Annotated in this window: 11 protein-coding genes and 1 other RNA gene; 2 read left to right on the top strand and 10 right to left on the bottom strand. The window is 71.7% G+C overall.

Translation table 11 applies throughout. The annotated features are described in order from the left end of the window. Window positions 1-69: 69 nt before the first annotated feature. Window positions 70-1035, bottom strand: coding sequence for a LysR family transcriptional regulator (locus ACF06X_RS00195; protein WP_392284906.1), 966 nt, complete (start codon window positions 1033-1035; stop codon window positions 70-72). Between the two features lie 82 nt (window positions 1036-1117). On the opposite strand from ACF06X_RS00195, the gene ACF06X_RS00190 reads away from it, so the two are divergent. Next, window positions 1118-2398 carry an MFS transporter gene (locus tag ACF06X_RS00190; RefSeq protein ID WP_392284905.1) on the top strand — a complete coding sequence of 427 codons (1281 nt, stop codon included), beginning with the start codon at window positions 1118-1120 and terminating at the stop codon, window positions 2396-2398. 52 nt (window positions 2399-2450) lie between these two features. Here ACF06X_RS00190 and ssrA read toward each other — a convergent pair. From ssrA to ftsE, 5 genes are all read right to left on the bottom strand, one after another. Next, window positions 2451-2844: a transfer-messenger RNA gene (gene ssrA / locus ACF06X_RS00185) on the bottom strand. Window positions 2845-2945: 101 nt separating this feature from the next. Further along, window positions 2946-3479: an SsrA-binding protein SmpB gene (smpB, locus tag ACF06X_RS00180; protein ID WP_392284904.1), complete on the bottom strand. Its 534-nt coding sequence runs from the start codon at window positions 3477-3479 to the stop codon at window positions 2946-2948. 18 nt (window positions 3480-3497) lie between these two features. Further along, complete coding sequence (locus ACF06X_RS00175; RefSeq protein ID WP_392284903.1) at window positions 3498-4703, bottom strand: S41 family peptidase; 1206 nt, start codon at window positions 4701-4703, stop codon at window positions 3498-3500. 78 nt (window positions 4704-4781) lie between these two features. Further along, on the bottom strand, window positions 4782-5699 hold the full coding sequence (gene ftsX, locus ACF06X_RS00170; RefSeq protein ID WP_392284902.1) for a permease-like cell division protein FtsX: 918 nt from the start codon (window positions 5697-5699) through the stop codon (window positions 4782-4784). A 32-nt stretch (window positions 5700-5731) separates the two neighbouring features. Further along, complete coding sequence (gene ftsE, locus ACF06X_RS00165) at window positions 5732-6421, bottom strand: cell division ATP-binding protein FtsE (RefSeq protein ID WP_147978208.1); 690 nt, start codon at window positions 6419-6421, stop codon at window positions 5732-5734. A 236-nt stretch (window positions 6422-6657) separates the two neighbouring features. Here ftsE and ACF06X_RS00160 point away from each other — a divergent pair, with 236 nt between their 5' ends. Continuing rightward, the gene (locus ACF06X_RS00160) at window positions 6658-6843 is read left to right on the top strand and encodes a hypothetical protein (RefSeq protein WP_158987805.1); all 186 of its coding nucleotides are present in this window, start codon (window positions 6658-6660) and stop codon (window positions 6841-6843) included. A gap of 132 nt (window positions 6844-6975) precedes the next feature. Here the strand turns inward: ACF06X_RS00160 and ACF06X_RS00155 are convergent, their stop codons facing one another. The 4 genes from ACF06X_RS00155 to ACF06X_RS00140 form a co-directional block, all read right to left on the bottom strand. Further along, entirely contained in the window at window positions 6976-7653 is a 678-nt protein-coding gene (locus tag ACF06X_RS00155) for an LPXTG cell wall anchor domain-containing protein (protein ID WP_392284901.1), read from the bottom strand. Between the two features lie 486 nt (window positions 7654-8139). Beyond that, complete coding sequence (gene prfB / locus ACF06X_RS00150) at window positions 8140-9246, bottom strand: peptide chain release factor 2 (RefSeq protein ID WP_392284900.1); 1107 nt, start codon at window positions 9244-9246, stop codon at window positions 8140-8142. A gap of 123 nt (window positions 9247-9369) precedes the next feature. Beyond that, entirely contained in the window at window positions 9370-10602 is a 1233-nt protein-coding gene (locus ACF06X_RS00145; RefSeq protein ID WP_392284899.1) for a serine/threonine-protein kinase, read from the bottom strand. Between the two features lie 117 nt (window positions 10603-10719). Continuing rightward, a complete protein-coding gene (locus tag ACF06X_RS00140; RefSeq protein ID WP_392284898.1) occupies window positions 10720-12435 on the bottom strand; it encodes a serine/threonine-protein kinase in 1716 nt (571 codons plus the stop codon). Between the last annotated feature and the right edge of the window lie 243 nt (window positions 12436-12678).

Genomic DNA, 12678 nt, shown 5'->3' with positions numbered 1-12678 from the left:
GGACACCGGGCCCCGTCACCAACCGGCCTCCTGGCCCCCGTCGCCCCAGGCCCCCAGGCCCCCAGGCCCTCAGGCCGCCGGGACGCCCGGTTCCGCTTCCGGGAGCCACGCGCCCTCCGGGCGCTCCAGCCAGCCCTCCCGCGCGCCGATCTCCGCCGCCGCCGCGCGCAGCGCGTCGAGCGCCGGATGCCGCAGGCCCTTGCGCCACACCAGGCTCACCGGCGACAGCGGCACGGGATCGACGAGGGGCCGCAGCACGTGCCCCGGGATGGGCGGGAAGTCGACCACCACGAGGGCCGGGATGCCGAGCTTGGCCATGATCCGGCGGAACTCCTCCTTCCCCACGGCCATCGGCGCGCGCGGCGCCACGGCTATGCCCCGGCCCTCGAAGAGCCGTGCGGCCAGGTCGGTCCACTCCCGCGTCCGGTCGTTGCCCGCCGCCGCGTAGACGCTCGTCCCCGCCAGCGCGGCCAGCGGTACGGTAGCCAGGTCCACGAGCGGGTGATCCTCCGGCAGCAGCACCGCCATCGCCTCGTACCGTACGAACTGCGAGGCGAGCCCCGCCCGTTCGGCGGCGCCGAGCCCGCCGAACCGGCCGAAGGACACGTCGAGGTTCCCGGCGAGGATCTGTGCCGCGGCCCCCGTCAGGCCGCTTTCGTAACGGGCCATCAGCTCCTGGTCGGGGGCGAGTTCGCGGGCCCGCTCCAGGACGCGGCCGTTGGCCAGGTCCGTGGTGTTGAGGTCGACGAGCAGCGGCCGGGTCGCCGCCCGGAAGGCGTCGGAGAGCTCGTCGCAGGCGGCAAGCACCCTGCGCGCGTACGGGAGGAGCCGCTCGCCGTCCGAGGTGAGCGCCACCTGCCGGGTGGTCCGGACGAAGAGCTCCACGCCCAGCTCCCGCTCCAGACGCCGGACGTCGCGGCTGAGCGCCTGCTGTGCGACGTACAGGCGGGCGGCGGCGCGGGTGAAGTGCAGCTCGTCGGCGACGGCGGTGAAGGCGCGCAGGAGCCGGGGCTCGATCTCGTACGAAGTGGGCACCCCGCATTCAACAACACAGGCGCGTGAATGGCCACGGAGCAGGTGTTGGACCGCGCGGCCCACCCGGCCCGAACCTTGATCCATGCCGCAGTCACGCCTCACCCCCGGCCGCACCCCCGGCCTCACCCTCACCCCGGCGGGCCCCGCGCTCGCCCCCCGATACCGCGAACCCCGCCCGTCCACCAACCCCTACCTGCGGCTCTTCGCCCTGCCCGGCGCCCGCGCCTTCACCGTCGGCAATCTGATCGCCCGCCTGCCGATGGGGATGTTCAGCGTCAGCGCCGTGATCATGATCGCCGGTGCGTACGGCTCGTACGCGCTGGCCGGCGCGGTGACGGCGACCGGGCTGGCGGCCACCGCCGTCGTCGCACCCCGGACGGCGCGGCTCGTCGACCGGTACGGACAGGCCAGGGTCGCGGTGCCGGCCACCGCGCTCGCCGCGCTCGGCTCGCTCGCCCTGCTGCTGTGCGTGCACTACGAGGCACCCGCCTGGACCCTGTTCGTCGCCTACGCGGCGACCGCCACCACCCCCAACACGGGAGGCATGTCCCGCGCCCGCTGGGCCCACCTCCACCGCGGCGACCCGGCGTCCCTGCACACGGCCAACGCCTTCGAGCAGGCCGCGGACGAGCTGTGCTTCATGCTGGGCCCGGTCCTGGCCGCCTTCCTCTGCGCGGCCCTGTTCCCGGAGGCGGGCACGCTGATCGGCGCGGTCCTGCTGCTCACCGGGGTCCTGATCTTCGCGGCCCAGCGGGCCACGGAGCCGCCGCCCGCCCCTCGCGCCACCACGGCCGCCGGCTCCCTGACGCGCGTGCCGGGGATGGCGGCGCTGCTCGGGGTCTTCCTGGCCACGGGCGCGGTCTTCGGGGCGCTGGAGGTCTCCACCCTGGCCCATGCGGACGGCCCGCTGGCCGGGCCGATCCTCGCCCTCCAGGCCGGGGGCTCCTGCGCGGCCGGTCTCGTCTACGGCCGCACCGGCCGCTCGGTCCGCCTGCGCACCTGCCTCTCGGCGATGGCCTGCCTGATGACGCTGCCCTTCCTCGGGGCCTGGTCCGGATCGCTCCTCGCCCTGTCGGCCGGGCTGCTGGCGGCGGGCATGGCGACCGCCCCGACGATGGTCACGGGCATGTCCCTGGTCCAGCGCCTGACGCCGCCCGGCCGCCTCAACGAGGGCATGACCCTCGCCGTGACCGCCCTCCTCGGCGGCATCGCCGCCGGCTCGGCCACCGCCGGCTGGGCCGCCGACCACGCCCCGGCGACGACCTACGCCTTCCTCGCCTCGACGGCGGCGGCCACCCTGGCCCTGCTGCTCTGCACGGTGACCGGGGTGGGGGCGGCACGGACGAGGGGCGCGGGCGCATGACAAAGGCCCGGCGGTCGTCGTGACGACTGCCGGGCCTGTGCCCACATGGGATGAGTGGAGATGGCGGGAATCGAACCCGCGTCCAACGGTGCAGAATCAGGGCTTCTCCGTGTGCAGTCCGCTAGGAGTTTCTCAGCCCCGGAGATCACGCGGACAAGTCTCCGACGGGCTCAGTCACTGTTTGATTTCCCTCAGGCCCCCGTGACCGGGGCTAGAGGTTTAGATCCCTTGATGACGCCAGGATCCGGGTCGGGACCATCCCCGGGCTGACGCTCCTCACAGAGGCTTCTACTCGTTACCTAAAAATTAGGCAGCGAGGGCGAAGCGGGAGTTATCGCTCTTGGAGTTGGCGATTATTGGTTGCGACATATGGTTTACGAGATCATTGCCGCTTCCTCGACACGCTTCCCCTGCTTCGACATCCGCTGTCGAAACCGATCATCCCCATGTTGATTTTTCAAAAGACCGCACCCGCTGTGGGGTGCAGGGCCCATCGTACGTGAACAACGGGTGCCGTTGCCAGCGTATTCCCGCGGGCCGGAGCGGGTCAGCCCTGGGCGGCCCGCTGGCGTCGCTTCGCCGCCGCGATCGCCCGGTTCGTCTCCCGGGTGTCCTGCTTCTCGCGGAGCGTCTGCCGCTTGTCGTACTCCTTCTTGCCCTTGGCGAGCGCGATCTCGACCTTGACCCGGCCGCTGAGGAAGTACAGCGCGAGGGGCACGATCGTGTGACCCGTCTCCTGCGCCTTCGACTCCAGCTTGTCGATCTCCTCGCGGTGCAGCAGCAGCTTGCGCTTCCGCTTCGCCGCGTGGTTGGTCCAGCTGCCCTGGAAGTACTCGGGCACGTGGATGTTGTGCAGCCACGCCTCGCCCCCGTCGATCTGGACGAAGCCGTCGACCAGCGAGGCCCGGCCCATCCTGAGCGACTTCACCTCGGTGCCCATGAGCACCAGGCCGCACTCATAGGTGTCGATGATGTGGTAGTCGTGCCGCGCCTTCTTGTTCTGCGCGATCAGCTTGCGCTCCGGCTCCTTGTCCTTCTTCGCCGCCGGCTTGCCCTGTACGTTGACCAGTCCCTTTGCCATAGTGCGGCCATTTTCGCACTACGAGCCCCCTCCGAGGCCACTCAATACCGTTCGGGCCCGCTCCTCGGCCCGCTCGCCGGTGGCGTCGCCGACGGCCAGGTCCGGCGTGATGCCGCGGCCGTCGACGCCGTGACCGGCCGGGGTGCGGTAGTGCCCGACCGTCAGCTCGGCGACGGAGCCGTCGGGCAGGGTGCTCGGCATCTGCACCGCGCCCTTGCCGAAGGTGCGCGAGCCGACGGTGACCGCCCGGCCCCGGTCCTTCAGGGCGCCGGTCAGAAGCTCGGCCGCGCTCATCGTGCCGCCGTCGACGAGCGCCACCACGGGCCGTTCGGTGTCCCCGCCGCGCTGGGCGTACACCGCGCGCTCCTCGCCGTCGACGTCGTACGTGGCGACCAGGCCGCCGTCGAGGAAGGCGGAGGCGGCGACGGCGGCCTCGGTGACCAGGCCCCCGGGGTTGCCGCGCAGGTCCAGCAGGACTCCGGCGCCGGCCGGGGCGGCCCGTACCGCCGCCCGTACCCGCTCGCCCGTCCCCTTGGTGAAGGCGGACACCTTGATCAGCACCGTCCCGTCGTCGAGGCGGCGCACGGTGACGTCCTCGGTGGCGAGCCGGGCCCGGCTCAGGGTCACGGTCCGGGCGGAGCGGTCGCGCTCCACGCCGAGCGTGACGGTGGTGCCGGGGACGCCGTCGCCGCGCAGCAGGGCGACGACCTCCGGGACGGGGAGCCCGCCGACGGGCCGGCCGTCGAGGGTGACGAGGCGGTCGCCGGCGCGGAGTCCGGCGCGGGCGGCGGGTCCGCCGGCCCGTACGCGGCTGATCTCGACCCGTCCCGGGCCCGCCTTCCGCGCGGAGAGCCCGACGCCCGTGTACGAGCCGTCGAGGGCCTGCTCGAACTCCTCGTACTCCCCGGGGCCGTACACCACGCCCCAGCGGTCGCCGCTGCGGCTGACGAACTCCTCGGCGGCTTTCTCGCCCGACTTGCCGTCGGCCATCGCCTCGGCGGCCGCGCGGGCGAGGGCGGCGCGGTCGACGGTCGCCCGGTCGACGCTCGCCCGCGAGGGCACGGCCCGTACGGCCTTCACCGGGTCCGTCTGCTGCCGGGGCAGCGATCCGGTGGCGGCGGCGGTGGCGAGCACCCCCGCGAAGACCAACGTCAAAGCGGCCCCACGGAGGACTCCGCGGGGCCGGAGACAGTGGTCGGGACGGAGCCCGGGGCCGACCGGCATGCCGCCCACTCTAGGACAAGAGAAAGGCGCCGTACGGTGGTTGACCGCACGGCGCCAGGGGTACTCAGGCGGTTCTTCTCACACCTTGAGGTACTTGCGCAGCGCGACGAAAGCGGCCAAGGCGGGCATCAGCAGGCCGATGGCGATGACGAGCGGCAGCTTGGCGAGGACGGCGTCCCAGCCGATGAAGTTGACGAGCTGCATCTTGTCGGCGAGCGCGATGCCGTGGTCGATCAGGAAGTAACGGCCCACCAGCAGCATGACGCAGGCGACGGCGCCGCCGAGGAGTCCGGCGAAGGCGGCCTCCATGATGAACGGCATCTGGATGTAGAAACTGGAGGCGCCGACCAGCCGCATGATGCCGGTTTCCCGCCGCCGGCTGAAGGCGGAGACGCGCACCGTGTTGACGATCAGCATCAGCGCGATGACGAGCATCAGACCCATGATGCCGAGCGCGGCGATGTTCATGCCGTTCATCAGGTCGAAGAGGTTCTGCAGGATGTTGCGCTGGTCCTGGATCGACTCGACTCCGTCCCGGCCGGCGAAGGCGGTGGCGACGACCTTGTACTTCTCCGGGTCGTGCAGCTTGACCCGGAACGACTCCTGCATCTGGTCCGGCGTGATGACGGAGGCGATGGCGGTGTCGCTGTACTGCTCCTTGTAGTGCTTGTACGCCTCGTCGGTCGACTCGTGGTGCACGGTCTCGACGATGTCCATCTTCTTCAGATCGGCCTCGATCTGTTCCTTCTGCTGCGCGGTGACCGCGCCCTTGGCGCACTTGGTGGACGTGGCCGCGTCGTTCTTGTTGCAGAGGAAGATCGAGACGTTGACCTTGTCGTACCAGTAGTCCTTCATCGTGCTGACCTGCTCGCGCATGAGCAGCGCGCCGCCGAAGAGGGCGAGCGAGAGGGCCACGGAGACGATGACGGCGAACGTCATCGTGAGATTACGCCGGAGGCCGACGCCGATCTCGGAGAGCACGAACTGAGCGCGCATTGGTGTTCTGCCTTCCCCTACTTGCTATGTGCTCAGTGCTGGTATCCGTAGACGCCGCGCGCCTGGTCGCGGACGAGACGGCCCTTTTCGAGCTCGATGACGCGCTTGCGCATCTGGTCGACGATGTTCTGGTCGTGGGTCGCCATGACGACGGTGGTCCCTGTCCTGTTGATGCGGTCGAGCAGCTTCATGATGCCGACGGAGGTCTGCGGGTCGAGGTTGCCGGTGGGCTCGTCGGCGATCAGCAGCATGGGCCGGTTGACGAACGCCCGCGCGATGGCGACGCGTTGCTGCTCACCACCGGAGAGCTCGCCGGGCATGCGGTCCTCCTTGCCGCCGAGGCCGACGAGGTCGAGTACCTGGGGCACGGCCTTGCGGATCTCGCCACGCGGCTTGCCGATGACCTCCTGGGCGAAGGCCACGTTCTCGGCGACGGTCTTGTTGGGCAGCAGGCGGAAGTCCTGGAAGACCGTCCCCAGCTGGCGGCGCATGTGGGGCACCTTCCAGTTGGAGAGCCGGGCCAGGTCCTTGCCGAGGACGTGCACCTGGCCGTGGCTGGCGCGTTCCTCGCGAAGGATCAGCCGAAGGAAAGTCGACTTTCCGGAGCCGGAGGAACCGACGAGGAAGACGAACTCCCCCTTCTCGATCTCCAGGGAGACCTCCCGGAGGGCGGGGCGGTTCTGCTTCGGATAGGACTTGGAGACGTTGTCGAATCGGATCACGGATGCACCACGGTCGGCCGGGAGTAGGTGTGCGCGACCTTACGCGACCGGGGATGGCCCGCGCAGTCGCGGTCCGGGCTTGCGTGCTTTATCCTTTTCGTCCCTTCGGACGGAACAGGTGCAATCCGGCGGGGCGCGCCGAAAAGCTTCGGAGCTGGCACAGTGGTAGGGGGAACGCCCGGGTGCCGCCGAGCGTTGAGCTCGGTGTGGATCCCCGTGCGGGAGGAGGAGAGCGCATGACCTATGACCGATTGGTGTGCGCCAATTGCGCGGCCCCCGTCGCAGAGGGCCGCTGCCCCGTCTGCCGCGCGAACCGGGAGCGACTTGACCCGTCGACGGGCCTGACTCCGGCGAAGCTGCTGACTCTGCTCGTCGCCCTGGTGGTGGCGGTGGCACTGCTGGCGGCGCTGCAGACCGCGTAGCGAGCCGGACGCAAGGCACGCGAGACGCAAGGACACGAGACACGAGAGAGGGCCGGGGGTACGCCCCCCGGCCCTCTTCGTCATGCGTCACATGTCACAGGACATGCCTCAGGTCATGCCTCAGGTCATGCCTCAGACGGCGGCACGCCCGCCGCCCACGAGGCGCGGCAGCATCCGGAAGCCGATGCCACCGGCGATCATCGTCGCGGCGCCGATGATCAGGAACGAGGTCTCGGCGGCGCCGGTCTCGGCCAGCTCCTCCTTGGCCTTGCCCTGCTCGACGGGCTGCGAGCCGGCGTTGTTGGTGTCGGTGTTGTTGTTGTCGACACACTCGGCACCGTCGAGGTCCACGGTGCAGGTGCCCGGGCCCTCACCGGTGGAGTCGTCGCCCGGCACGGTCGGCGCCGGGGTCTCACCCGGAGTCGTCGGCTCGGTGGGCTTGGGCGGCGTGGTGACCGGCGGAGTCGTCACGGGCGGGGTCGTGACCGGCGGCGTGGTGACCGGCGGAGTCGTGACCGGCGGGGTGGTGACCGGCGGCGTGGTGACCGGCGGAGTCGTGACCGGCGGGGTCGTGACCGGCGGCGTGGTGACCGGCGGCGGGGTCGTCACCGGAGGAGTCGTGACCGGCGGCGGAGTGCACAGCGTCGGGTCGATCTCGCAGGACTCGCCCTGCTGGCCGTCGATCTCGGCGCTGAGGCCGATCTCCACGCCCACGGCCTGCGCGGCACCGGCCGCGGTGAGGGACGCACCCGCGGCGATCACGGCACCGGCGGCTATGCGCGCGATACGAACGCGCGTCTTCTTGGTCATCTGGCTGCTACCCCCAGTAGCTCAATCTCGTCAGTGGAGCAGCGCTCAGGGGCACGGACACTGGGGAGCGGTCACACGCGAACTGACCCGGCCCCCGTTCACACGCGCCCCAGAGATACGCATGCCAGGCGCCACCCTTGCGAGTTTCCGCATACGCGTCAAGGTCGTTGCGCGTGCGATGTCCGAAAGATCACCAGTTGCCCGCCATGCGGGGATGCAACTGTGACGTAAACGCGGAACTTCCGCTCCCACTACGCCAGTTCCCTTGTCGACAAAGCGGCCCGTTGCCCCTCATTCCGCTTGCGCCCGCGAATCCGCCGGAGGCCGGTAGACGGAGGCCGGTAGACAGTGAGAGGCCGGTAGGGACAGGCCGATAAGAAGTGACGCCGCGTCACCTCTCGTCGTACGCCCGGCGGAAACGGCGCCGGGCTCCTCGCGTCCGCAGACGCGAGGAGCCCGGTGTCGTCGGACCACAGCCGAACGGCGTTACTTCTCCTGCTGCTTGCGCCAGCGGATGCCCGCCTCCAGGAAGCCGTCGATCTCGCCGTCCAGGACCGCCTGCGGGTTGCCGACCTCGAAGTCCGTACGGAGGTCCTTGACCATCTGGTACGGGTGGAGGACGTAGGAGCGCATCTGGTTGCCCCATGAGCTGCCGCCGTCGCCCTTCAGGGCGTCCATCTTGGCGCGCTCCTCCTGGCGCTGGCGCTCGAGGAGCTTGGCCTGGAGGACGTTCATGGCGCTCGCCTTGTTCTGGATCTGGGAGCGTTCGTTCTGGCAGGAGACCACGATGCCCGTCGGGATGTGCGTGATGCGCACCGCCGAGTCGGTCGTGTTGACGCCCTGGCCGCCCGGGCCCGACGCGCGGTAGACGTCCACGCGCAGCTCGGACTCGTCGATCTCCACGTGGTCGGACGACTCGACGACCGGGAGGATCTCGACGCCCGCGAAGGACGTCTGGCGGCGGCCCTGGTTGTCGAAGGGGGAGATGCGGACCAGGCGGTGCGTGCCCTGCTCGACGGAGAGCGTGCCGTAGGCGTACGGCGCCTTGACCACGAAGGTGGTCGACTTGATGCCGGCCTCTTCCGCGTACGAGGTTTCGTAGACCTCCGTGCCGTAGCCGTGCCGCTCGGCCCAGCGCAGGTACATGCGCTGGAGCTGCTCGGCGAAGTCGGCGGCGTCGACGCCGCCCGCCTCGGCGCGGATGTTGACCAGCGCCTCACGCTCGTCGTACTCGCCGGAGAGGAGCGTACGGACCTCCATCTCGTCCAGCGCCTTGCGGACGACGACGAGCTCCGCCTCGGCCTCGGTGCGGGTGTCCGGGTCGTCCATCTCCTCGGCGAGCTCGAAGAGCACCGCGAGGTCGTCGATCCGGCTGCGCAGGGCCTCGGCCTTGCGGACCTCGGCCTGGAGGTGCGAAAGCTTGCTGGTGATCTTCTGCGCCGCCTCCGGGTCGTCCCACAGGGACGGGGCCGCGGCCTGCTCTTCGAGCACGGCGATGTCGGCCCTCATCTTCTCGAGGTCCAGGACGGCCTCGATCGACCCCATGGTCGAGGAGAGGGACTTCAGCTCTTCGGATACATCGACGACTGCCACGCGTCCAGCGTAACGGCTCATGGCAAGGCCCCGGACCTGCCTCCCCGGCGACCGGTCCGAGGGGCGGCGGGCCGTGCCCTACGGCTGGGGTGGACGTCCGGGCCGGGCTGGGTGGACCTCGCCCTACGGCTGCGTGGACGTCTTCGAGTCCTGCGGCGGTACGTCGGAGTCGCCCGCGGTCGCCAGGTAGCCGCCCGCTCCCAGCGCGCCGGCGACGACGACCGCGGCGATCGAGAGGGTGATGCGGCGCTTGCGGACCGCCTCAGCCTTGTGGCGGGCCGAGCCGGGGCGCCGGGCGCCGGCCGGGCGGGGGGCGCGGGCGGTGCCGAGGGGGCCGCCGGCGAGCTCGTCGGGGGCGGGCACTCGCATGGAGGTGTGGGTGTCCCGGTTGGAGTCGGGGGTGGCGCCGGGGACCAGGGGGACGGCGGCCCGGCGCGGGGCGGCCGGCGCGGCGCCCGTCGGGTACGGGTCCTCCTCCCGCGCCTCGGGGGCGGGCTCGGCGTCCGGCTCGTCCACGTCGAGCGGCGGGATCCCGGCGAGCAGCGGCAGGACGTCCCGCAGGCGGGCGGCGAGCTCGGAGGCGCGCAGGCGGGAGGCCGGGGCCTTGGCCAGGCACTGGACGATCAGCTGCCACAGCTCCTCGGGGATGCCGGGCAGCGGCACGACCGTCTCGGTGACGTGGCGGCGCAGCACGGCGCCCGGGTGGCCGCCGCCGAAGGGCGTGAAGCCGGCCAGGAGCTCGTACAGGACGGTGGCGAGGGCGTAGATGTCGACCGCCGCGCGCGGCGGCAGGCCCTCGACGATCTCGGGGGCCAGGTAGTCGGGTGTGCCGATGATCCGGGTCGCCTTGGTGCGGCCGGGGGTGTCGATGAGCTTGGCGACGCCGAAGTCGGTGAGGAGCGCCGGGTGGGCGCCGCCGGGCCCGAGCGGGCCCTCCATGTCGAGCAGGATGTTCTCCGGCTTGACGTCCCGGTGGACGACTCCGGCGGCGTGCGCGGCGGCGAGGCCGTCTGCGACGTCGGCGATGATCGCGACGGCCGCCTCCGGGGCGAGCCGGCGTTCCCGGTCGAGGCGGGTACGGAGGTCGGTGCCGCGGACCAGGTCCATCACGAGCGCGAGGTCGTTGCCGTCGACGACGAGGTCGCGGACGGCGACCACCCGGGGGTGGTCGAGCCCGAGCAGCGCGGTGCGCTCCTGGACGAAGCGTCCGACCAGCTCCTGGTCCGAGGCCAGGTCCTCGCGCAGCAGCTTGATGGCGACGGGGCCCTCGGGACCCTCGCCGAGCCACACCGTGCCGGCGCTGCCCCGCCCGAGGATCTGGTGGGCCGTGTAGCGGCTGCCGATATTCCGTGCCAAGACTGCTCCCTCAGCGGCTGGCGGTCGCGACAAAGTTACGCGTCCGCGGGCGCCCGCCGTGACTTCCGAGGGGAAATCACCCCCCGGAAGTCGATAAATCGGCAGTACGGCCGGGTTCTACTGCCCCGTACCGCCGGTAGCACCGCCGGTGGTGCCGCCCGTGCCGGTCGCGCTTCCGATCTCGGAGACCCAGGTGGAGACCGACGAGATCATGTCGCCGATGGCCTCCCAGTACCCCTTGCCCTGGGCCACCCAGTCCTGGAGCGGGGTCAGCTCCCAGATGAGCCAGCCCGCGATCACGAACAGCAGGACCGTGAACAGACAGCCCTTCAGGCAGCCGAGGCCGGGGATCCGCATCGGGTTGGCGCTGCGCCGCCGCGGCTGACGCGGCTCGCGCGGGGCCGGCGCCTGGGGCGGCGGCTGCGGAGGCGTGTACTGCTGCCGGGGCTGGGGCTGGTGCTGCGGCTGGGGGGCGTACTGCTGCTGCTGGGGCTGCGGGGGGTACTGCTGCCGCTGCGGCGGGCGCGGGGGCTGCTGCTGCTGGTACTGCGGCGGCTGCTGCCCGTACTGCTGCGCCTGGTGCTGCGGCGGCTGCGGCTGGCGCTGCGGGCGCCGTCGCAGCGGGTCCTGGCTCGGGTCCAGGTACTGCACCTGCGTCTGCTCGTTGCGGTCCCGGGCGGCGCGCAGCTGGCTCTGCCAGGGGTGCGGGTCCTCGCCCTGAGGGGCCTGCGGATCGTGCGACGGTACGGGGGGCATGACCGCGGTCGGGTCGGCGCCGCCGGCCGCCGGACCGCCGGCACCCGGACCGCTGGTCGGCATGACGCTCGTCGCGGCGGCCGGGTCGTACCGATGCGCTCCGCCGCCGCTGGGCAGCACCTGGGTCGGATCGGCCGCTCCGGGCGTCTCCGGGACCGGCGCGGGCGAGGGGTCGGGCGCGAGCAGCGCGCCGACGCCGTCGGCCGCCTCGATCTGCGCGGGCGTCGAGTGGACGCCGATGCCGGCGGCGACCGCGCGCAGTCCCCGGGCCAGGTTCTCGGCGCTGGGCCGCTGGTCCGGGTTCTTGCTGAGGCAGCGCTCTATGACCGTCCACAGCGGGCCGGGGACGGTGGAGGGACGGCGGGGCTCCTCGCTGAGGTGCCGGTGCAGGACCTCCAGGGCGGTGCCCCCCGCGAACGGGGGACGGCCGGTGACCAGCTCGTAGAGCAGGATGCCCGCGCCGTAGATGTCGACGGCCGAGGTCTGCGGGCGGCCCTCGGCGGACTCCGGCGCGACGTACGCGGGCGTGCCGACGAACTCGTGCGTACGGGTCAGGCCCGGGGAGTCGGCGAGGCGCGCGATGCCGAAGTCGGTGAGCATCGGGTGCATCTGGCCGTCGCGCTCCGCGACCAGGACGTTGGCGGGCTTCAGATCGCGGTGGACGACGCCGTCGGCGTGGCTGGCGGCGAGCGCGTCGGCGATCTGCGCGGTGAGGAGCGAGGCGGCGACCGGGGTGAGCGGGCCGTTCTCACGGAGGTAGCGGTGCAGGTCCGGGCCGTCGACGAGGTCCATGACGAGGGCGAGGACATCGCCCTCGACGACCAGGTCGCGGGTCCGCACGATGTTGGGGTGGGTGAGCCGAAGCAGCACGGAGCGCTCGCGCAGGAAGCGCATCACGATGTCCGCGTCGTTGGCCAGCTCCTCCTTGAGGACCTTGATGGCCACGGTCTCTCCGGGCTGGCCCGGCACGGCGGCCTCGGCGCCCGCCGCCTCCCGCTGGCGGGCTCGCCAGACGGTGCCCGTGGCGCCGCGTCCGAGCGGCTCCTCGAGCAGGTACTTGCTGCCGATAGGCCGCACGTCACGCGCTCCCTGCTGATCGTGGTCCGGGGTGGTCCTCGACGGTCCTGGATGATCCCTGGATGGTTCTGGGTGGTTCTGGGTGACCCGGGGGTCCCCCTATGTGTTGTGACCCCTCAGGGTGTCCGACCCACTTTAGTGCCGCCGAACGGGTCACCCGGCGGTCGTCCCTGGCTGATTTCGACGCCGGACTTGTCCGAAAACAAGACGCGTTTGTCGTACCGCGGGTTGCGGGAAGCGACG

The organism is Streptomyces sp. NPDC015346 (genome assembly GCF_043078785.1).
GTDB lineage: Bacteria > Actinomycetota > Actinomycetes > Streptomycetales > Streptomycetaceae > Streptomyces.
Note: the sequence above shows the minus strand (reverse complement) of the source record. Positions and strands in the feature narration are given on the sequence as shown.

Coding starts and splice junctions, on each gene's coding strand:
- ftsX (WP_392284902.1), bottom strand. CDS start 5,699: ATGCGCGCTCAGTTCGTGCTCTCCGAGATCGGCGTCGGCCTCCGGCGT.
- ACF06X_RS00155 (WP_392284901.1), bottom strand. CDS start 7,653: ATGACCAAGAAGACGCGCGTTCGTATCGCGCGCATAGCCGCCGGTGCC.
- ACF06X_RS00160 (WP_158987805.1), top strand. CDS start 6,658: ATGACCTATGACCGATTGGTGTGCGCCAATTGCGCGGCCCCCGTCGCA.
- ACF06X_RS00175 (WP_392284903.1), bottom strand. CDS start 4,703: ATGCCGGTCGGCCCCGGGCTCCGTCCCGACCACTGTCTCCGGCCCCGC.
- smpB (WP_392284904.1), bottom strand. CDS start 3,479: ATGGCAAAGGGACTGGTCAACGTACAGGGCAAGCCGGCGGCGAAGAAG.
- ACF06X_RS00190 (WP_392284905.1), top strand. CDS start 1,118: ATGCCGCAGTCACGCCTCACCCCCGGCCGCACCCCCGGCCTCACCCTC.